Origin of the sequence: Tenacibaculum piscium (genome assembly GCF_021390755.1) — a bacterium.
GTDB classification, from domain to species: domain Bacteria; phylum Bacteroidota; class Bacteroidia; order Flavobacteriales; family Flavobacteriaceae; genus Polaribacter; species Polaribacter piscius.
In genome coordinates, this window is sequence record NZ_JAJGWR010000001.1 from 841565 (window position 1) to 862545 (window position 20981).

Consider the following 20981-nt stretch of genomic DNA (forward strand, 5'->3'; position numbering starts at 1 on the left):
GACATTACCCTAAAAAAATGTGTTAAATCTCGTCAAACTGAATTTATTTTGCATAAAATTTAAACAGTATTTAAAACAAACTAAAAATAATATTTAAAAGATTAATCGGCTCAAATACAACCAAAAAATGAGCCGATTATATTTTTTAATCGGCTCATTTTATATTGAAAATTATTTAATACCTAAGATAAGGTTTTAATATTTTGGTTTGTGTACTTACTTTCCTATACAGAAATTACCGAAAATATGTCCTAAAATATCTTTATCAACATCATATTCACCTGTAATGTTTCCTAAATGACGTAAACATTCACGAATATCAATAGAAAATAAATCCGTAGAAATTTCTAAATCAATTCCTTGTTGTACAGAAGTAATAGCAGTTAAAGCGTTGTTTAAAGCTTCAAAATGACGTGAATTAGTAACAATTGTTTCATTATTACTTAAAGCACCTGTATTTACTAAAGATGTCAATTCGGCTTTTAGCTCAATAATACCTGTTTTTTGTTTTGCTGATACTAAAATTAAAGGATCAATTTCTGATTTTAAAATAGCCGTGTCATGACACGATAACGTATCTATTTTATTAGCGATAACTAACAAACGTTTGTTCGGAAAACGTTCTTTTATAGTTTCAATTTCTTGTAAAAATTCTTCACTAGCATACGAGAATTTATTAGCATCAATTAAAAATATAATTAACTGTGCATTTTCAGCTTTTTCGTACGCTTTTTTAATTCCGATATTTTCAATAATATCTTCAGTTTCTCGAATTCCTGCGGTATCAATAAAACGAAAGGCAACACCATCAATAATTAAATCATCTTCAATGGCATCACGAGTAGTTCCTGCAATATCTGAAACAATAGCTTTTTCTTCGTTTAAAAGCGTGTTTAATAAAGTCGATTTCCCAACGTTTGGTTCTCCGATAATTGCCACAGGAATTCCATTTTTCATCGCATTTCCAAAGGCAAAAGAATCAATTAATCGTTTTAAAACAAACGTGATTTTAGCAACTAATTCTTTAAATTTAGTTCTGTCGGCAAATTCTACATCTTCACCAGAAAAATCTAATTCAAGCTCAATTAATGCCGCAAAATCTAATAATTGTATACGAAGGTCTTTTAATTCGTTGGTAATTCCGCCACGCATTTGCTGAATCGCCATTTGATGACTTGCCGCAGAATTTGAGGCAATAACATCTGCAACAGCTTCGGCTTGGCTTAAATCCATTTTTCCGTTTAAAAAAGCACGCATGGTAAATTCACCATTATCCGCCATTCTACAACCATTTTTTAAAAATAATTGAATAATTTCTTGCTGAATAAATACCGAACCATGACAAGAAATTTCTACGACATTTTCGCCAGTATATGATGTTGGATTTTTAAAGATAGAAACTAAAACTTCATCTAAAATAATATTATTATTTATAAGATGTCCTAAATGTAGCGTGTGTGTTTTTTGAGTAAGTAGCGATTTTTTTTTCTTTATCGACTTAAAAAAAGTGTTCACTATTTCAATAGCTTTTTCACCAGAAAGTCGGATAACGGCAATAGCACCAACACCTGATGGAGTTGCCATAGCAATAATAGTATCATTTTGTATCATACTTAAAATAGTGATTTTAATAAGAATAAATTAAATTGCATCTTTAATAATGTCTTCATATTCATAAAAGAACAGTTCAAATTGTTCCATTGTTTTTACATAAAATTCGTAGCAATCTCGCCACGTATTTTTATTGTGGATGCTAAATTTTTTATCAAAAGGAACATAAATACGACGAATAATTTTTCGATTATCTAATTCAAAATTTTCGTGATAAATAACTTCGGATAAATATTCTGTTTCTAAAATATTTTTTAAAGACAACAATTTATCGTACAATAATTCATTGGCAATTTCATCGGGATGTTCAAAATCTAAACAAACGGAAGCGGTTTTGTGATCGCCTTGAAATTTAAAAGCAAACCCTTTAATTTTAGTATTATATAACAGCCACTTTCTAGGAAAGGATTTCCCAAAACTTGTCCAAAACTCCTTGCGCATTGCCGCTGATTCTTCTTTGCTAAACATCTATTATCCGTGTATTTTTGCTTCGGAACCTCTACTTTTCATCATTTCGGCTTCAAAAGCAAGTAAGTCGTTCCATTTTTTATTCACAATTTCTTTATCTTGATATTGACGTGCAAAACCTAAAAAAATCGTGTAATGATTCGCTTCTGAAATCATTAAATCTTTATAAAATTTTGATAATTCCTGATCGTCCATATTTTCAGAAAACACTTTGAAACGCTCACAGCTTCTCGCCTCAATTAACGCTGCAATTAATAAACGTTGCACTAAAGCATTGGTTCTGTCTTTGGTTTTGGTGAAAAATTTTTGCAATCGAATTGCGTAATCATTTTTTTGCTCACGTCCTAAAACCATGCCTCGTTTTACCATAAAATCATGCACCATTTTAAAATGTTGCATTTCTTCAATCGCAATTTCACTCATACTTTGTACAAGTTCAGTTTCTTCAGAATAATTAATAATGATAGATACCGCATTAGACGCTGCTTTTTGTTCTAAAAAAGCGTGATCTGTTAATATTTGTTGTAAATTATCTTTAGCAATATCTGCCCAAGAAGTGGCTGTTTCGAATTGTAATCCTAACATGATGTAAAATTATGTGTAATATATATGATAAGTTGCAAAATTACTGTTTTTCATCAAAAATAATTCGTTTAAAAAAATAAAATAATTAACTTTGATTCCTGCCTTAAAATCAGTCTGAATAGGAATCTTAAAACTAGCCTTAAAAAAACATTTGTATGCTTAATTTAATAAAAATTCTAACCATAACGCTCTTGTTGTTTGGTGTAAATGGATGTAAAAAATCCACAAATTCTCAAAATCAAGATGAAAATAAACAATATGTAAACTATCAAAAATATGATGAATATCTTGCTAGTTTCCCTCAAAAAATAGTTCCTGCAGTTACTGATTTTGAATTTATCTTGAAAAAAACACCCAAAATAACGACAATTGATCCTTCTGAAACGTCTATTTTTTCGATACATCCAAAGGTAAAAGGAAACGTTTTTTTAGATGAAAATACGCTTAAATTTGTACCATCAGAAAAATTAAAAAGCAATACGGAATATAAAATAACACTTCATTTATCAAAATTATATGATAAAATTCCTGCCGATTTACAAAATTTTACAACAACAGTAAAAACCAATGAATTGCTTTTTAATATTACTTTTTCATCACCTGTGGTGGTTACTCAAAACACGTATGAAGTTGAAGGAATGGTAACATTAAGCGATGTTATTGCTTCTGAAAATTTATCAAAATTACTAAAAGCGACTTATAATAAACAAAATATTTTAATCAATTTTGATACTTCTCAAGAATTTGTTTCCAAAGCTTCTTTCAAAATTAAAAACTTAAAAAGAGCCGATGACGACAAAAATTTATTGGTTTCCTGGGAAGGAGACGCGATTAATTCTCGCTCAAAAGGACAACGAGAAATAACCATTACGGGAAAGAAAAATTTTAAGGTTTTAAATGTGGAAATTGTCGATGCTGATAAACAACATATTGTTGTTAGTTTTTCGGATCCAATTAAAAAATCGCAAGATTTAAAAGGCTTAATTCAATTTAAAAACACCCAAAAAAGACAATTTACGTATCAAATTTCGAACAATACGATTACGATTTATCCGAAATCAACGTTTAAAAGTAAAGTAACTATTGAAGTATTTAAAGGTATCAAAAATACTGCTGGTTTTGGATTGAAAGAAACCTATCAAACGATGTTACATTTTGAAGAATTAAAACCAACCGTTAGTTTTATCAAAAGTGGAACAATTATTCCAGCTTCAAAAAATTTAAAAATTAACTTTAAAGCTGTAAACCTAAAAGCAGTCGATGTGTTAATTTATAAGATTTATAAAAATAATGTGTTGCAATTCTTACAAAATAATAATTTAGATACACAACATAATTTGCAATATGTCGGTCGTCCAGAAGCAAAATATACCGTTAATTTAACCAATCAAGGTGTTGATTTAACCAAAGAAAATGCGTTTGCTGTTGATTTATCAGAAATTTTATCCGTAGAAAATGGTGCAATGTATCGTGTCGAATTTTCTTTTATTCAAGAATATTCAAATTATACTTGTCAAGAAAATTCTCAAGAAAATCTAGAAGAAAATAAATTAAATACCACAATTATTTATGGAAAAAAAGAAATAGCGACCAAACAATATGATACCGATACTTATTATGGCAATTATGATTATCGAAATTACCGATGGAGCGACCGAGAAAATCCGTGTACAAACTCTTATTATTACAATAAAAATATCAGTTTAAATATTTTAGCGACCAATTTAGGAGCAATTGCTAAAAAAGGAAATAATCAAACGACTTTTATCGCCGTAACCGATTTAGTAACGACAAAACCTGTCGCCGATGCTACCGTAATGTTGTATAATTTACAGCAACAATCAATTGTTAGTGCCAAAACAAATACTGATGGAATTGTCAATTTTGATACGCCTCAAAATACTTTTTTTGCTGTCATTTCTAAAGATGAAAGTACAACATACGTAAAATTAAATGACGGAAACGCCCTGTCAATGAGTAAATTTGATGTTTCAGGAACAAAACTTCAAGAAGGAATTACAGGATATATTTATGGCGAACGTGGCGTTTGGCGACCTGGAGATAACTTATTTTTAACTTTTGTTTTAAATGATAAAGCCAATCCAATTCCTGAAAAACATCCTATAAAATTTGAATTAATTAATCCGCAAGGAAAAATTATCGAACGAAAAATAGTATTTAAAAATAATAGCAACGTATATAATTACGCTCCAAAAACAAATCCTGAAGCAATTACTGGAAATTGGAACGTAAAAATAAGCGTTGGTGGTGCCGTTTTTAATAAAACACTCAAAATTGAAACCATTAAACCGAATCGTTTAAAAATCAACTTAAAAACAACTAATAACCTAAATAATCCAAGTGATTTTATAAAATCAAACGAAAATATTCAAGGAGATGTTGCCGTAAAATGGCTACATGGAGCAATTGCTAGAAATTTAAAATTAGATATCAATGGAAAATTTACCCAACTAAAAACTGAATTTTCAAAGTTTAAAAATTATCATTTTGATGACCTTACCAGACGTTTTAGAACCGAAGAATTTAAAGTGATAAAAGGAACGTTAAATAATGATGGAGAAATTAATTTTTCAGTAAAACCAAGCCTGAAAAATAAAGCTCCTGGAATGTTAAAAGCAAGTTTTATCACCAAAGTTTATGAAAATGGTGGTGATTTTAGTACTGATGTATTTTCGAAAAAAATATCGCCCTATAAAAGTTATGCAGGAATCTTAAATGCCGAAGAAGAAGGATCTAAAAATTATTTATTTACTGATAAAAAATATACGTTTAATGTCGCCTCTGTAAATGAAAATAGCGAAGGAATAATTAATGATTTAGAAGTGAAAGTGTACAAATTATCGTGGCGTTGGTGGTGGAGTACTTCTGATAATGGACTGTCGAATTATGATGGAACACGTTATCATGAACCGTATAAAACAGTTCATGTAAAAACAAATGCAAACGGTAAAGGTACTTTTGATTTAAAGGTAAGTGAAAATGATTGGGGACGCTATTTAATAAAAGTTACCGATAAAAAAAGTAAACACGTTACTTCAAATATTGCTTATTTTGATTGGCCATCTTGGTATGGAAATAAAAAAAATCAAGATAAAACCAATGCGACAATGCTTGTTTTTACCACCGATAAAGAAGCCTATCAAGTCGGTGAAATTGCCAATGTGAAATTTCCATCATCCGAAGGAGGAAGAGCTTTAATTACCATCGAGAATGGAACGCAAGTTTTAGACCATTTTTGGGTTGAAACCTCTGAGAAACAAACCGAATTTAACTTCCCCGTGTTGGAAAATTATACGCCAAATGTATTTGTAAATATCTCCTTATTACAAAAACACAGTCAAACGGTAAATGATTTGCCTATCCGAATGTACGGCGTTATTCCGATGTTGGTTTATAATCCTGAAACAAAATTATCACCAGAAATTAAACTGCCAAACGAATTAAGACCCGAAGAAACAGCAACGCTTAACATCAAAGAAAAAAATGGCAAGCCGATGACTTATACAATCGCTTTGGTCGATGAAGGTTTGTTAGATTTAACCCGTTTTAAAACTCCAAATCCGTGGAATACTTTTTATGCACGACAATCTTTAGGCGTAAAAACATGGGATATTTTTGATGAGGTAATCGGAGCCTATGGCGGAAAAGTAAATCAAATACTAAGCATCGGTGGAGATGAAGCCGAAGCAGGAAGTAAAAATAAAAAAGCCAATCGCTTTAAACCAATGGTAACTTATTTAGGCCCTTTTAAATTAGAAAAAGGAAAAAATAAAACACATCAAATTAAAATACCGAAATATGTAGGCGCGGTTCGTGCAATGGTCGTGGCTACCGATGCCCAAAATAATGCCTACGGAAGTGCCGAAAAAACAGCATTCGTGCGTAAACCTGTGATGATTTTAGCCTCATTACCTCGTAAAATTACACCACAAGAAACCGTAACATTACCCGTAAATGTGTTTGCGATGTTGCCATCTGTGAAAAATGTAAAGGTAACTGTAGAACCAAACGAATCATTTACGATTTTAGGAAGTAAAACACAAGCCGTATCTTTTGAGCAACCTGATGAAAAAATGGTCTATTTTACCTTAAAAGTAAACGATTTTAAAGGAATCGGAAAGGTTAAAATTAATGCCGTTTCTGGACGTGAAAAAGCATCCTACGAAGTAGAAATTGATGTGTTAAATCCGAATCCTGTAACCACAGAAGTAAAAGATTTAATCCTAAAATCAAACGAGAAAAGCCAACTCAGTTTTACAACATTCGGAAGTCTTGGAACAAATACTGCAAGTGTCGAGTTATCAACATTGCCTCCAATGAATTTTACAAAACGTATGGAATATTTAATCCAATATCCGCACGGTTGCGTAGAACAAACAACATCAAGTGCATTTCCACAGTTATATTTAGCCGAAATCTTTGAATTATCCGAAGAAAAACAACTAGATATAGAACGAAATATAAAAGCAACAATCCAACGATTATCAGATTTTCAAGTAGCAAATGGCGGATTGTCCTATTGGCAAGGAAATAACAATGCTGATAATTGGGGAACTTCCTATGCAGGACATTTTATGATAGAAGCTAGTAAAAAAGGCTATGCGTTGCCTATCGGTTTTAGATCGAAATGGGTGAATTATCAAAAACAACAAGCACGAAATTGGCGAAATAATTCAAGATATCAAAACAATTCGTTAGCACAAGCCTACCGATTATATACCTTGAGCTTGGCAAATAGTGCCGATATGGCATCGATGAATCGTTTGCGAGAAACAAACGGAATTTCTAATCAAGCAAAAATAAGATTGGCAAGCGCGTATGCCTTAATCGGTAAAAAATCAATAGCAAATCAAATTTTAAATGAAGCTTTAAATCAGGCTTTAAATCAAGAAACTAACAATTCAAACAAAAATAAATACACGAATTATGGCTCTGAAACTCGAAATAAAGCCATGGAATTAGAAACCTATATCCTATTAAATCATCAAACAAAAGCAATTAAAATAGCCAAAGAAATTGCAGATAAATTATCCAGCCAACACTGGATGAGTACACAAACCACCGCATATAGTTTACTCGCAATGAGTAAATATGCCTTGCAAAATGGTGAAAATACAGGAATTAAGGCAAGTTATATATTCAATCAAAACAATAAATCAAGAAATATAAACACTTCCAAAGCCTTATTTATAGAAGATTTAAAAAATGTTTTAGAAAAAAATAAAACAGAAAATAAACTTGAAAATAAACTTGAAATTTCCAATAAAAGCAATGGCGTATTATATGTCCGTGTTTTTAATAAAGGAATTTTACCCGTAGGAGAAGAAAAAGTATTTCAGCATAATTTACAAACAACAATTACATATCAAACAAAAGATGGGGCTGAAATAATGCCAGATATCGTATCGCAAGGAACAAATTTTATAGCAGAAGTTACCGTGAAAAACACGACCAATACTAGTTTAGAAAATGTCGCCTTAACGCAATATATTCCGTCTGGTTGGGAAATTATCAATACCCGTTTTACCGATTTTGGAAACAATACGACTTCTTCTAAAGTTGATTTTATAGATATTCGAGATGCGAGTATTCATACGTATTTTAGCTTAAAAGGATATCAAACAAAAACATTTAAAACACTGTTAAATGCCTCGTATTTAGGAAGCTATTATTTACCTGGAGTTCAAGTACAAGCTATGTATGATAACGATTATATCGCTAGAACAAAAGGAGAATGGATTAATGTAATCAAGTAAAATTATAAAAAATGTTATAAAAATTTACATGAGTAGTAAGTTTAAAAAAAAATCGCCTAAAAATATTTTTAGGCGATTTTTTCATGTTTTATAATATGTTTAAGTATCGTTATCCTCTTTTGTGAAAAAAACAAGTTAGTTAAAGTTTTGTTAAAATTTTATTAATTTTTTCATAAGTAGTTGAAATACAAAAACATTTATATATATTTGACGCAGAAATTGCTTTCTAAAAAAAAATAGTGAAAAAATAAAAAATTGCTGAAATTATTTTTTTATTTTATAACAAAACAAATACTACCCAAGTATAATTGAAGATTAATTTTTGTCAAAAAAAATGTCTTCAATATTTATAGGGCTTAATTTGTTGTTTTTCACTCAAAATTGTGTATAAATAATTACAAATAAATATTAAAAAGAAAAAGAATGAAAAATTTTGGAAAATTTACGCTTGCCGTATTATTAGCTGGTACTTTAGGTTTAACATCTTGTGTTGAAGAAGAAATGTCTACTGAAGTAGAAGCTATTTATAAAGGACATGCAGAGCTACTTTCTGCTAGAAAAACTTTAAAAATAGCAGAACTTGATATGGAAAAAGCTAAGTTAGCTTTAAAATTATTAGAAGTTAAAAGTAAAGAAAATTCAAATGCTACTGAATTAGTACAAGGTGAATTAGCAATTGCAGCTGCACAAAATGCACTTGAGTTAGCAAATCAATCACATATTAAAGCTTTAGCAACCTTAAAATCAGAAATAGAAGACGTTAAATCGGAAACTGTTAGAGATTATTTAGGTAAATTCTTCGCAGAAAAAGGACAAATTATTAGCTCTGAAGCCGATTTAGCAAAGAAAAATCGTCAATTAGTGAAGTTAAAAGCTGATGTTGTTGATGTTTTTAATAAAGATAACACAATCAAAAGTCAAGAATTATATATCTTGGAATTAGAAAGTGATTTATTAAAAGAAACTGATAAATTAGCATTATTAGAAGCAGTTTTATCTGACCCAACAACTGTTGGTGCTCAAGTTCTTGAAATTCAAAAAACAATAGATGCTTTAAAAGCAACAAACAAAGAAAAAACGGCTAGAATTACCGAAATTGAAACTACAGAATTATCGGTATTTGGTGACTATAATCAGAATTTAAATGAGTACCAAAACGAAAAAAACAATCTAAATTCTTATAAAAGACAAATTGAATATACTACTAATGATTTAGCAACTGCTAAAGAAAATTTAGCAGTATCTCAAGAAGAATTAACCGAGTTAACAGCAGGAACAGTAGTAAGTTATGAAGTTGCTTTAAGTAATAGAACAACTGCAGAGGCTCTTTATGATGAAACAAGAGAAGCGTATCAAGATGCAATGAGATTTTCTTCAAACTATAGCAATCTTATTACGAATATTCAAAATAGAAAGAATGATATCGCTTCTTATGAAACGACGATTGAGTCTTTAGAGAATAATATAAGTTCTTTAGAAGCAGAATACAAAGCGGCTAAATTAAAGTTTGATGCAAGCCCGTCTGATGTTGTAATTACTTATAATGGTAATGATGGTAAAGCAGGTATTGCGAATAATGGTTCATTATATACTTACTATGAAGTTATCAGTAATGATAATGGACAGGTAGTTTTTGGTACAACAGCCTATACTTCATATTCAGATGTTGTAAATAATGGAGGTGAAACTACTAGTTATCAATATGGAAGTTCTAATGTTGGTAAATTCTTTGATGTTGAGCAAGATGACCAAACAAAAACAAATACACAAGTATTTAATGATGCTCAACAAGTTTTAGGAAATACTAAAAGAAACTTGAGTAATTATGAGTCAATGTTAAATTCTAGTAAATCAGCATTAGCTGAGTATGAATTAGAATTAGCGGAAAATGATGGTATTGTATTAGGGACTGATTTATCAACAGCTAGAACAGCTTATGATAAAGCTACCGAAGAGTATAATACAGCTAGGGATATTGTAACTTCTTTAGAAAGCACAATGGAATTAGAAAATGAAATTTTAAGTGCAGAAAATAAATTAGAAGAAGCTAAGAAAGATAAAGCAACTTCTGAAACAGAAATTACGCGCTTAGAAGCTTTAATTGATACGACTCAATTGGCAGAATATCAAGCTTTAAAAGATAAAATAACTGCTTTAGAATTAGAAGCAAAAGTGAATCAAGAAAAAATTGATGATCTTCAAGGAGATATCGTTTATTTTAATGGTTTAGAATTAGAGTTAGAAGCAAACGAATATTCAGGTCAAGATTATGAAGATCGTATGGAGCAAATTACCGAACAAATCAAAGATCAAAAAGCCGAAGTTTTAGAGGTAACTGATAGAATATCAGAAGTTAAATATCAAATTGAACAGGTTAAAAAAGGTAAAACTGATCTTACTGATGAAAGAGCAGAAGAAATTGCTGATTTAGAAAAAGAAATCGCTGTTTTAGAAGTTAAAATTGAAAAAAATCAGAAATCGGCAGAAATGTATAAGGCTTTAATGGAATCAGCATTATCAGCATAGGTATTTTCTTTAAGGTAAACACAATAGTACCCAAGTTTTATCTTGGGTACTTTTAACTCAAAAAAATTTCTTAAAGAATCTAATTATGAAAAAATATAAAAAATATATACTGATAACATTATTCTCTTTATCAGGTTTTGTAGCGAATGCTCAAAATGAAACTGATATAGTTGTTGATACTGAGATAACTAGCGATGTCGAAAATAATGAATTTAGACCTAAAAAAGGAAGCTATACTGTTTCTTTATTGATGGGAAGAGGTTCTTATATAGAACAAGGAGGGAGTTATATTGGCAATGCAAATCAAGTAAGCGGTCAAGCTCCTTATGTCAATACGATTAATAGTAATGACAATAATATGATGAATATGGCAGGAGTTGAAGGTAAGTATTTTATTTCTGATAAAATGGCACTTTCTTTAAATGGTGGTTTTACTTTTAGAACTACGCCTTCTGATGTTAATATTCCTGCTGTTTTAGATGATGAAAACACTGTTGTTGTTCCTGCATATCAAGCAATTATTGGAGAGGATAAATACAGTTTACATGCTGGTTTGGGTTTACAATGGTATTTGAAACTTAAAAGCCCTAAATTAGTGCCGTATGTAGGTTTTTCTTTACCTGTAGATTACACAAGAACTTCTACTTTTGATCCTACTGTTAATTTTGATACTACCGCAACGGTATCAAATTTAGGATTAAGTCATGTTGAACTATTTGGAGTTGGAGTACAAGCTGTTGCTGGTTTGGATTATTTTTTAACTAAAGATATGTTTATAGGTTTTGACGTAAAACCTTTGAGCTATAATTATGTAGTAAATACTAAGAAGAAGAATTCAGGAACTCTGGGTCGTAAGGCTTCGAATTCAACATTTTCTTTTTTCGGACAGTATTTTTTCAAGATAGGATTTAAATTAAATTAATAAGTATTTTTAATTTAGTTTGATTTTACAAGAAATCATATACTGAAACGTTATATAAATCGCCTAAAAATATTTTTAGGCGATTTTTTTGTTTTAGAGCCTGTTTAAATTTTATCAATTTTATTTATAAAGTAAATACTTTGCTCTTATTTTTTTAAATTCTGATATTTCTTTTTGCCACGATTTTTTAATTTCTTTTTCAGACAAACCTTGTTCAATTTGATGTTGTAATTTTTTTGTTCCTGCTAGTTTGGTAAAAAAGGTTGTGAAAAAATATTTTTTAGGAGCTTCTTTATACGTTTTCAATAGCCAAGATAAGTTTAAGCTCGAAAGTTTTTTATTTCCTTGCAAGTTTTCTCCATGGCATATTTGTGCTTTGTATTTTGGATGTTTTGCACCTTCATTGGCTTGTGGCGTAAAGCTAAAAGGAGTTTTTTTCAAATAAGGTGCGCCATAAATTTGAAATTGTTTATCGGTTCCTCTACCTGCCGATACATTTGTTCCTTCAAAAAAACATAAACTTGGATATAGATTAATAGCCGTTGCATTTGGTAAATTTGGGGAAGGTTTTATGGGTAAATTATAGGGTGTATTGTGCGTATAATTTTCTAGAGGAATTACGGTTAAATCACATTTTATATTGTTATTTAAACTATTTTTCAGCCAATTTTCACCATTAATCATCTGTCCATATTCGCCGATTGTCATTCCGTAAACCACGGGAACAGGGTGCATTCCTACAAAACTTGTATGTTTCATTTCTAAAAGAGGACCATCAATATAATGGGCATTTGGATTAGGTCTATCTAAAATAATTACAGGAATTTTTGCTTCTGCACAGGCTTCCATCACGTAATGTAATGATGAAATATAGGTGTAAAAACGTGCGCCAACATCTTGAATATCAAAAATTACGACATCAATATTTTTTAATTGCGTTTGCGATGGTTTTTTATTTTTCCCATATAATGAAATAATCGGTAATTGTGTTTTGGTATCAACGCCATCGATTACAGTTTCGCCTGCATCGGCTTTCCCTCGGAAACCGTGTTCTGGAGCAAATACTTTTTTTACAGCAATATTTTCATCGGTATATAAGTAATCAACAATATGTTTTGATGTTCCTTTTATGCTTACAGTTGAGGTTTGATTGGCAACAATTGCCACATTTTTCCCCTTTAATTTCGAAAGATATAAATTGGTTCTATCGGCACTTATTTTTAAAATTTTTGTTGATTTTTCAATATTAATTGCTTTATTTTTTTGAATTTTATCGTTGTCTGATTTCCGTTGTTGTGCGCATGACGAAAATTGAAAACTAATACAAACTAAAAATAGGGCAAAAGACGTGTAACTTTTTTTCATATAATTTTGAGATGAATTTTAAGATAATTTTTGATTTAAAAGTATAAAATTACTACTTAAAAATCTTTTAGCAACAAAATAAGGAATAAAAGAACAATAAGAAGCGTTAAAATTAGGTTTAGAATCAGTAAGAATTAATTACTTTTGAATTTGTTAAAAAAACGTAACTTTTGAATTTCGAATTATTTATAGCCAAACGAATTATTGCTGGAAAAGCGTATAAAAGTAGTATTTCATCGCCGATTATTAAAATTGCAACGAGTGCGATTGCGCTAGGAATTGCTATTATGTTGGTGGCAGTTTCTATTGTTGCTGGATATCAGGAAAAAATCAGTGATAAAATGACAGCTTTTAAAGGGCATGTTCAGATTGTAAATTATGATACAAATAATTCGGATATTTCTACGGTTCCGATTTCAAAGAATCAAGATTTTTATCCGAAGTTTAAAAATATAGAGGGCATTAAAAACGTGCAAGTTTTCGCAAATGTTGCGGGTATCATCCGAACGCCTACTGATTTTGAGGCGATTATTTTTAAAGGAGTTTCTTCCGATTATGATTTTTCATTCTTCAAAGAATATTTACAACAAGGGCGTTTGCCTAATTTTAATCAAGCTCGAAATAAAGAAATAATAATTTCTCAGGCTATTGCAAATCGGTTGGGTTTTAAGTTGAACGATACGATTCAAACGTTGTTTAGTGCCGAAAAAAGTAAGTTAAAATACAAAATGCGTACGCCTATTATTGTTGGTATTTTCAATACAGGTTTTACTGATTTTGATAAAACGATGGTTATTGGCGATATTCGAGAAGTGCGTCAAATCAATCGTTGGAAGGCTGATCAGGTTGGAGGTTTTGAGGTTTTGCTTGATGATTTTGACACATTACAATCAAAAGGAGATGAGATTTATAGTACTATTGGAGCAACATTAAATAGTAGTACTATTGTCGAAAATTACCCATTAATTTTTGAATGGATTAAATTATTTGATAATAATGTATGGTTTATTATCGGAATTATGATTTTAATTGCAGGAATTAACATGATAACAGCTTTACTTGTTTTAATTTTGGAGCGTGTTCAAATGGTTGGAATTTTAAAAGCTTTGGGAAGCACGAATTGGAGTATTCAAAAGATATTTTTATACAATGCGTCTTATTTAATAATCAAGGGATTATTTTGGGGAAATTTAATAGGGATTTCACTGTTGTTAATTCAGAAATACTTTAAGCTTATTAGTTTAGATTCAGCGACTTATGCGGTTTCTACGGTTCCTGTAAGCATCAGTATTACAGCGGTATTTTTGTTGAGTTTTGGCACACTTTTATTGTGTTTTTTAATGTTGATAATTCCATCGTATATTATCACGAAAATCGAGCCTTCAAAATCCATTAAGTTTGCATAGTTTAAGTTTTGTATACTTTAAGTTTGATTTTTTTGGAGCTATTTCCCGCTTTCCGCACTCGCTCTTTTTTTGAAGAAAAATCAAAAAAAGGAGCTCAAACAAAGCTTCAATCGGGGCTAAGGTTATTTATGAAGTTTCGGCAGGTATTTAATTTCGTTTTTTTTTAGATAATTAATAACGAATACTAAACAAATAGGATACTTGTAAAACGTTTAAAAAAAATTACCTTTGTTTTTGTAAAACGAAGAAATGAGATACGCAAAAAATATTTTAGAGACTATTGGAAATACGCCATTAGTTCAGTTAAATTCTGTGACTAAAGAAATTGATGCTTTAGTGTTAGCAAAGGTAGAAACGTTTAATCCAGGAAATTCTATTAAAGATAGAATGGCATTAAAAATGATTGAAGATGCAGAGGCTGACGGTCGTTTAAAACCAGGAGGAACGATTATCGAGGGAACTTCAGGAAATACAGGAATGGGTTTAGCATTGGCGGCAATTGTAAAAGGATACCAATGTATTTTTGTAATTTCGGATAAGCAATCTAAAGAAAAAATGGATATTTTACGAGCTGTTGGAGCAGAGGTTATCGTCTGTCCGACCAATGTAGAGCCAGAAGATCCTCGTTCATATTATTCGGTTTCTAAGCGATTAGGGGAAGAAACGCCAAATTCTTGGTATGTGAATCAGTATGATAATCCATCAAATGCGATTACACATTATGAGCAAACAGGACCAGAAATCTGGGAACAAACAGATGGGAAAATCACGCATTTAGTGGTTGGAGTAGGTACAGGAGGAACGATTTCAGGAACGGCAAAATATTTAAAAGAGCAAAATCCGAATATAAAAATTTGGGGAATTGATACATACGGTTCTGTATTTAAGAAATATCATGAAACAGGTATTTTTGATGAAAATGAAATTTATCCGTATATCACCGAAGGAATTGGCGAAGATATTCTTCCTAAAAATGTTGATTTTTCAGTAATTGATGGATTTACCAAAGTTACCGATAAAGATGCGGCGGTTTATACTCGTAAAATAGCTTTAGAAGAAGGGATTTTTGTAGGAAATTCGGCAGGTTCGGCAATTAAGGGAATGTTGCAATTAAAAGAAAATTTCAAAAAAGATGATGTGGTGGTGGTTATTTTTCATGATCACGGAAGTCGATATGTAGGAAAAATGTTTAATGATGATTGGATGCGTGAGCGTGGTTTTTTAGATAAAGAAATTACAACGGCAGCCGATTTAATAAAATCACATCTTGACAAAGATTTAATTACGGTTCAAACTGAGGAATTAGTTTCTCATGCTATTGAGCGAATGCGTGAATTTAAAATTTCGCAAATTCCTGTAAGAGATGTGAATGGTTTGGTTGGTTCTGTTGATGAATCGGCATTATTGCATCGTTATATTGAAGATAAAAATATTGCAGATACTCCGATAAAAAATGTGATGGGAGCAATGTATCCTGTGGTGCAATTAAATGCTTCGATTGATGCTGTTTCGAAATTAATAACCAAAGAAAATCAAGCCGTAATGGTTGATTTAGGAAACGGAAAACATCATATTATTACAAAACATGATATTATAAATGCTATTTAACATACGTTTTATTTAAAAATAAGAATACATAAAAAGAAAAGCCCAACATGAGATTGGGCTTTTTTTTTATTAAATAATTCAAATAATTTACATAATGAAAACAGTTTACAAAGCTGATTTCATAATACCTTATCACAAGTACGCTACAAATTTAGCTATAAAACTATTAATTTATATTTGTTTTTAATTATTTGACATTTTTTTAACGCTTTTTTGTTAAAGTGTTAAAAAATCATTAAAAAACAATGCTTTATTGTGCGTGTTTGTGTGCTTTGTATGAAGAACGTACTAAAGCGCCACTTTCTACGTACATAAATCCCATTTCTAAACCTAAGGTTTCATATTTTTTAAATTGTTCAGGCGTAATAAATTCTTTTACAGGCAAGTGTTTTTTACTTGGTTGTAAATATTGTCCAATAGTAATGATGTCTAAACCAACATTACGTAAATCTTTCATGGTTTGAATTACTTCTTCTTCTTTTTCTCCTAAACCGAGCATAATCCCCGATTTTGTACGCATTCCGTTATCTTTTAGATATTTTAAAACACCTAAACTTCGGTCATATTTTGCTTGAATACGAACTTCACGAGTTAATCTACGAACGGTTTCTACATTATGAGAAACTACTTCAGGAGCAACGTCAATAATTCTATCAATTAGTTTTTGATTTCCTTGAAAATCAGGAAGTAATGTTTCGATTGTTGTTTTAGGATTTGCTCTTCGGACTGCATTTACAGTTTCTGCCCAAATAATAGAACCGCCATCTTTTAAATCATCTCTATCTACCGAAGTTAAAACGGCATGTTTGATGTTCATTAATTTAATAGAGCGGGCAACTTTTTCGGGTTCATCCCATTCTACGGTTTCTGGTCTTCCTGTTTTCACGCCACAAAAACCACAAGAACGGGTGCAGATATTTCCTAAAATCATAAAAGTAGCCGTTCCTTCTCCCCAACATTCTCCCATGTTTGGGCAACTACCGCTGGTACAAATAGTGTTTAATTTATACTTATCTACTAATGTTCTTAATTCGGTATATTTTTTCCCAACAGGTAACTTTACACGTAACCATTTTGGTTTTTTTACTCTTTCTGGTACTATTACTGATTCGTTTGCCATTTCGATAAAAATTCGATAAAATTGAATAGCAAATTTACAAAGATTTACAAAGAAACGTCTTATAAATTCATTAAAAACCAAATACTAAATGCGAGTAAAAAAATGATTCCTAGAATACTTAAAATCCGCAAGGGTAATTTTGGTCGATTTTTTACAGGAGTATGTTTTCCTGTGATCAAAATATAGTTTAAAATAGCATAAAATGGTGCTGTTAAAAATGATAAAACCGTTGCTATTTTTACTAAAAATCCCATATCTGATAAAAAATAAGATAAGATTACGAAGGTTCCAGCGGTTAAAAAAAGCATCCAAAACCAATAATTTAGTTTATTTTTTTTGTTGAATAATGCTTCGGATAATAATTCTGAAGTTTTTGTCATGGCTCTAGGAGAGGCATCTAGGGTTGTTAAGGTGGTGCTAAACATGGTCGTAAAAGCGGCAATTCCTATGAATAAATAAGAAAAATCTCCTAAGTTTTTGGTATATAAATGAATTAATTGTTTTGCAAAAACAGTTCCTTTATTAGAGAATGTTTCTCCTGATTGATACATGACTAATGCTCCTAAAATAACAAAACAAACACCTAAAAAAAAGGTAGCGATGTAACCGACATTAAAATCAAAAATAGCATGTTTGGGTTTTATTTGTTGAAAAGTAGTTTTACTTTTTTCGACCGACCATAATGAATGCCAAATAGATACATCTAAAGGCGCGGGCATCCATCCTAAAAAGGCAATTAAAAAAGTAATTTGTGCCGTTCCGCTAGGTAGTATTTGTTGAAAATTGAATCCTTTTTGAGTGCTAAATAAGGCGACAATTACAGAAATAATAGTGCTTATTGTTAATATGAAGATAATATATTTCATTAAATTATCGAGTAATTTATATTTCCCAACACTTAAAAGAAGCATACTGATTCCTAAAATAAGTACTGACCAAATAATTAAATCACTTGTAAAACCAAAAATTGTTGCCGCTAAACTAGCGGTAACAATTGTAACAGCTGCTTGAATGGTAAACATAGTTGCGAAATTTAATATAAAATAGCAAAGTAGTACTCCTTTGCCTAATTTTTTATATCCGTCTAACAATGTTTCTCCTGTGGCGGCAGCGTATCTGGGACCAAATTGAAAAAAAGGATATTTAAATAAAGATACAATTAAAAGTGCCCAAAGTAACCCGAAACCAAAATCGGCACCAGCTCTTGTTGCTTGCACTAAATGAGATACGCCTATGGCAGCTCCCGCAAATAGCAATCCAGGCCCTAATATATTTGAAAGTGATTTTTTCATATAAAGAGATCAAAAAAAGATAAAACAATGTATTGATAATCTTAAAATTAACGGTTAGGTTACGTGTTTTTTTTAAGTTATGGTTTTTTTATTATTTCTGCTAATAGTTTTTTAGCTCGTAATAATTTTATTTTTACATTATTGATAGGTTCTTTAGTTTTATCAGAAATTTCTTTGTAGCTCAATTCTTGAAAAAAACGCAAATGAATAACTTCTTGATATTTCGGTTTTAGTTTTTTAATATCTCTTAGAAGTTTGGCTAAATTTTGTTCAGTAATAATTTTATCTTCAGGAGAAGGAGCATTGTCAATAATTCTAGATGCGGCTTCTTCTTGTTCTTTGGAAGTATCGAGTAAAATACGGCTATTTTTTTTTCTTAAAAAATCAATATATACATTTTTAGAAATAGCGATTAGCCAAGTTTTAAATTTATATGTTGTATTAAACGTATGAATTTTATCAAATGCTTTCGAAAAAGTTCGGATAGTAATATCTTCGGCATCGTTATCGTTTTTTATTTTTGATAATTGATACCGATATACATCATTCCAAAAAGTATCGAGTAAAAAATTAAAAGAAATTTGATTTCCTTTTTTAGCTTTCTCAATATGTAGTTGTACTTTTTCGTTTTGTATTTCCAAGATTTTCCAAGATATTTTTAGAAATGGTTTTTGATAGTATTAAACACTAAAATAACCCTGAAAATATTATTTTAGTATTTAATACGAATCATTTATTTTTTTAGGTATAGAATAGGTGTAAGAGTAGTGAAGTACTGATTTTTGAATTAAAAAGTTTTTTATTTTTCGTGTTCAGGTTCACTACAAGAGTTGAATTGGTCTGGTGTTTTACCGCAAAACCCACAAGATTCACCAGATTCATTTAAAACAGGATTTTGACTTGCACAAGTTCCTGCAAATTCGCCATCTTTTTTAGCCCAAATTTTTATTGCGATTCCAGCAAAAGCAAGTGCTAATAATCCGATAGTAATAAAAACTAATTTCATAATTTAAAATTTTTTGTTTTACAAAGATACGAAAAGATACGAACTTCTTTTTTAGAGAATTATTTTATTGTAGGTTTATGTGCGTGACTTTTATTTTTATTTGGTGTCATAATTAAAAAACAATAACAATTAATTTAAACTTTAGAGGTATGAAAAAATATTTAGCGGAATCATTCGGAACATTTTGGTTAGTTTTTGGAGGTTGTGGGAGTGCTATTTTTGCGGCGGGTTTTCCTGAGTTAGGAATTGGTTTTGCGGGAGTTGCTTTAGCATTCGGATTAACTGTTTTAACGATGGCGTATGCTGTTGGTCATATTTCGGGTGGTCATTTTAATCCTGCGGTATCATTAGGATTATGGGCAGGAGGAAAATTTTCAGCAAAGGAGTTGTTACCTTATATTATTTCTCAATTATTGGGAGCTATTTTGGGAGCTGGAGCATTATATTTAATTGTTTCTGGGAAGTCTGATTTTGAAAGTATTGGTGGTTTTGCGGCGAATGGTTATGGTGAATTATCGCCAGGAGGTTATAATATGACATCTGCTTTTGTAGCGGAATTTTTATTAACGATGTTTTTCTTGTTGATAATTTTAGGAAGTACGAATGAACGTGCGCCAAAAGGTTTTGCACCAATAGCGATTGGTTTGGGTTTAACATTGATTCATTTAATTAGCATTCCGATTACGAATACTTCTGTAAATCCGGCACGTTCTATGAGTCAGGCGTTGTTTGCAGGTGGAGGATATTTAGCACAATCTTGGTTATTTTGGGTAGCGCCAATAGCAGGAGCAATGGTTGCAGGTTTTATTCATAAAGCATTGTTTGATAAAGCGTAATATTTTAATTATTTCATAGTAGGATTTTTAAGATTACAAATCACCTTTTATTTTTATAAAGGGTGATTTTTTTTTTGGAGCTATTTCCCGCTTTCCGCACTCGCTTTTTTTGAAGAAAAATCAAAAAAGAGCTCAAACAATTGCTTCAATCGGGGCTAGGTCTATTTATTAAAATTGTTCAAGTTTAGAACCTGTTTAAATTTCATCAAAAAAAAGTTTTATAGCATGAAAACAGAAAATCGAATCCGTCAAACTGAAATAAATTCAGTTTGACGGATTCGATTTTTCAACTATAAAATGTTTTTAAATAAAATTTAAACAGGCTCTTAGAATATCCTTGGCTAGCGAAAGTATCTTGCTTGTGCTAAAATATTTTTTATTTCTTGTGTTTTTAACTTTGTTCACGAGCAAGATGCTCGCGATAGCGATATCTAATTTTTACAGTAAATTTAAATAGGC

Annotated in this window: 14 protein-coding genes; 6 read left to right on the forward strand and 8 right to left on the reverse strand. The window is 30.7% G+C overall.

The features are described 5' to 3' along the window. Nucleotides 1-216: 216 nt before the first annotated feature. The 3 genes from mnmE to miaE are packed head-to-tail and all read right to left on the reverse strand — an operon-like array spanning nucleotide 217 to nucleotide 2664. A complete protein-coding gene (mnmE, locus tag L0U72_RS03930; protein ID WP_233898465.1) occupies nucleotides 217-1611 on the reverse strand; it encodes a tRNA uridine-5-carboxymethylaminomethyl(34) synthesis GTPase MnmE in 1395 nt (464 codons plus the stop codon). A gap of 30 nt (nucleotides 1612-1641) precedes the next feature. Then, nucleotides 1642-2079, reverse strand: a complete 438-nt coding sequence (locus tag L0U72_RS03935) for a DUF4268 domain-containing protein (protein WP_233898466.1) — start codon at nucleotides 2077-2079, stop codon at nucleotides 1642-1644. A 3-nt stretch (nucleotides 2080-2082) separates the two neighbouring features. Next, nucleotides 2083-2664 (reverse strand): tRNA-(ms[2]io[6]A)-hydroxylase, encoded by a 582-nt coding sequence (gene miaE / locus L0U72_RS03940; protein WP_233898467.1) that lies wholly within the window; start codon nucleotides 2662-2664, stop codon nucleotides 2083-2085. Nucleotides 2665-2819: 155 nt separating this feature from the next. Between miaE and L0U72_RS03945 the strand changes: the two genes are divergently transcribed. From L0U72_RS03945 to L0U72_RS03955, 3 genes are all read left to right on the forward strand, one after another. After that, nucleotides 2820-8441 (forward strand): alpha-2-macroglobulin family protein, encoded by a 5622-nt coding sequence (locus L0U72_RS03945; protein WP_233898468.1) that lies wholly within the window; start codon nucleotides 2820-2822, stop codon nucleotides 8439-8441. 423 nt (nucleotides 8442-8864) lie between these two features. Further along, nucleotides 8865-10967, forward strand: a complete 2103-nt coding sequence (locus tag L0U72_RS03950) for a coiled-coil domain-containing protein (protein ID WP_193706587.1) — start codon at nucleotides 8865-8867, stop codon at nucleotides 10965-10967. Nucleotides 10968-11052: 85 nt separating this feature from the next. Then, the gene (locus tag L0U72_RS03955) at nucleotides 11053-11889 is read left to right on the forward strand and encodes a BT1926 family outer membrane beta-barrel protein (protein ID WP_101917005.1); all 837 of its coding nucleotides are present in this window, start codon (nucleotides 11053-11055) and stop codon (nucleotides 11887-11889) included. Between the two features lie 120 nt (nucleotides 11890-12009). Here the strand turns inward: L0U72_RS03955 and L0U72_RS03960 are convergent, their stop codons facing one another. After that, nucleotides 12010-13254 (reverse strand): exo-beta-N-acetylmuramidase NamZ family protein, encoded by a 1245-nt coding sequence (locus L0U72_RS03960; RefSeq protein ID WP_233898469.1) that lies wholly within the window; start codon nucleotides 13252-13254, stop codon nucleotides 12010-12012. 170 nt (nucleotides 13255-13424) lie between these two features. On the opposite strand from L0U72_RS03960, the gene L0U72_RS03965 reads away from it, so the two are divergent. Together L0U72_RS03965 and L0U72_RS03970 are read left to right on the forward strand one after the other, a co-directional pair. Next, complete coding sequence (locus L0U72_RS03965) at nucleotides 13425-14660, forward strand: ABC transporter permease (protein ID WP_101917007.1); 1236 nt, start codon at nucleotides 13425-13427, stop codon at nucleotides 14658-14660. 249 nt (nucleotides 14661-14909) lie between these two features. Next, on the forward strand, nucleotides 14910-16268 hold the full coding sequence (locus L0U72_RS03970) for a pyridoxal-phosphate dependent enzyme (RefSeq protein ID WP_233884162.1): 1359 nt from the start codon (nucleotides 14910-14912) through the stop codon (nucleotides 16266-16268). A gap of 250 nt (nucleotides 16269-16518) precedes the next feature. Here L0U72_RS03970 and lipA read toward each other — a convergent pair whose 3' ends face one another. The 4 genes from lipA to L0U72_RS03990 form a co-directional block, all read right to left on the reverse strand. Beyond that, complete coding sequence (lipA, locus tag L0U72_RS03975; protein ID WP_101917059.1) at nucleotides 16519-17388, reverse strand: lipoyl synthase; 870 nt, start codon at nucleotides 17386-17388, stop codon at nucleotides 16519-16521. A 59-nt stretch (nucleotides 17389-17447) separates the two neighbouring features. Further along, nucleotides 17448-18680 (reverse strand): Nramp family divalent metal transporter, encoded by a 1233-nt coding sequence (locus L0U72_RS03980; protein WP_193706585.1) that lies wholly within the window; start codon nucleotides 18678-18680, stop codon nucleotides 17448-17450. A 77-nt stretch (nucleotides 18681-18757) separates the two neighbouring features. After that, complete coding sequence (locus L0U72_RS03985; protein ID WP_233897691.1) at nucleotides 18758-19321, reverse strand: RNA polymerase sigma factor; 564 nt, start codon at nucleotides 19319-19321, stop codon at nucleotides 18758-18760. A 158-nt stretch (nucleotides 19322-19479) separates the two neighbouring features. Continuing rightward, nucleotides 19480-19686: a membrane or secreted protein gene (locus L0U72_RS03990; RefSeq protein ID WP_233884161.1), complete on the reverse strand. Its 207-nt coding sequence runs from the start codon at nucleotides 19684-19686 to the stop codon at nucleotides 19480-19482. 149 nt (nucleotides 19687-19835) lie between these two features. Here L0U72_RS03990 and aqpZ point away from each other — a divergent pair, with 149 nt between their 5' ends. Continuing rightward, on the forward strand, nucleotides 19836-20522 hold the full coding sequence (gene aqpZ, locus L0U72_RS03995) for an aquaporin Z (RefSeq protein ID WP_233897690.1): 687 nt from the start codon (nucleotides 19836-19838) through the stop codon (nucleotides 20520-20522). The last annotated feature ends 459 nt before the right edge of the window (nucleotides 20523-20981 follow it).

Excerpts from the sequence above, each read along its gene's own strand:
- mnmE (WP_233898465.1), bottom strand. The coding sequence starts at position 1,611 with ATGATACAAAATGATACTATTATTGCTATGGCAACTCCATCAGGTGTT.
- L0U72_RS03935 (WP_233898466.1), bottom strand. The coding sequence starts at position 2,079 with ATGTTTAGCAAAGAAGAATCAGCGGCAATGCGCAAGGAGTTTTGGACA.
- miaE (WP_233898467.1), bottom strand. The coding sequence starts at position 2,664 with ATGTTAGGATTACAATTCGAAACAGCCACTTCTTGGGCAGATATTGCT.
- L0U72_RS03945 (WP_233898468.1), top strand. The coding sequence starts at position 2,820 with ATGCTTAATTTAATAAAAATTCTAACCATAACGCTCTTGTTGTTTGGT.
- L0U72_RS03950 (WP_193706587.1), top strand. The coding sequence starts at position 8,865 with ATGAAAAATTTTGGAAAATTTACGCTTGCCGTATTATTAGCTGGTACT.
- L0U72_RS03955 (WP_101917005.1), top strand. The coding sequence starts at position 11,053 with ATGAAAAAATATAAAAAATATATACTGATAACATTATTCTCTTTATCA.
- L0U72_RS03960 (WP_233898469.1), bottom strand. The coding sequence starts at position 13,254 with ATGAAAAAAAGTTACACGTCTTTTGCCCTATTTTTAGTTTGTATTAGT.
- L0U72_RS03970 (WP_233884162.1), top strand. The coding sequence starts at position 14,910 with ATGAGATACGCAAAAAATATTTTAGAGACTATTGGAAATACGCCATTA.
- lipA (WP_101917059.1), bottom strand. The coding sequence starts at position 17,388 with ATGGCAAACGAATCAGTAATAGTACCAGAAAGAGTAAAAAAACCAAAA.
- L0U72_RS03980 (WP_193706585.1), bottom strand. The coding sequence starts at position 18,680 with ATGAAAAAATCACTTTCAAATATATTAGGGCCTGGATTGCTATTTGCG.
- L0U72_RS03990 (WP_233884161.1), bottom strand. The coding sequence starts at position 19,686 with ATGAAATTAGTTTTTATTACTATCGGATTATTAGCACTTGCTTTTGCT.
- aqpZ (WP_233897690.1), top strand. The coding sequence starts at position 19,836 with ATGAAAAAATATTTAGCGGAATCATTCGGAACATTTTGGTTAGTTTTT.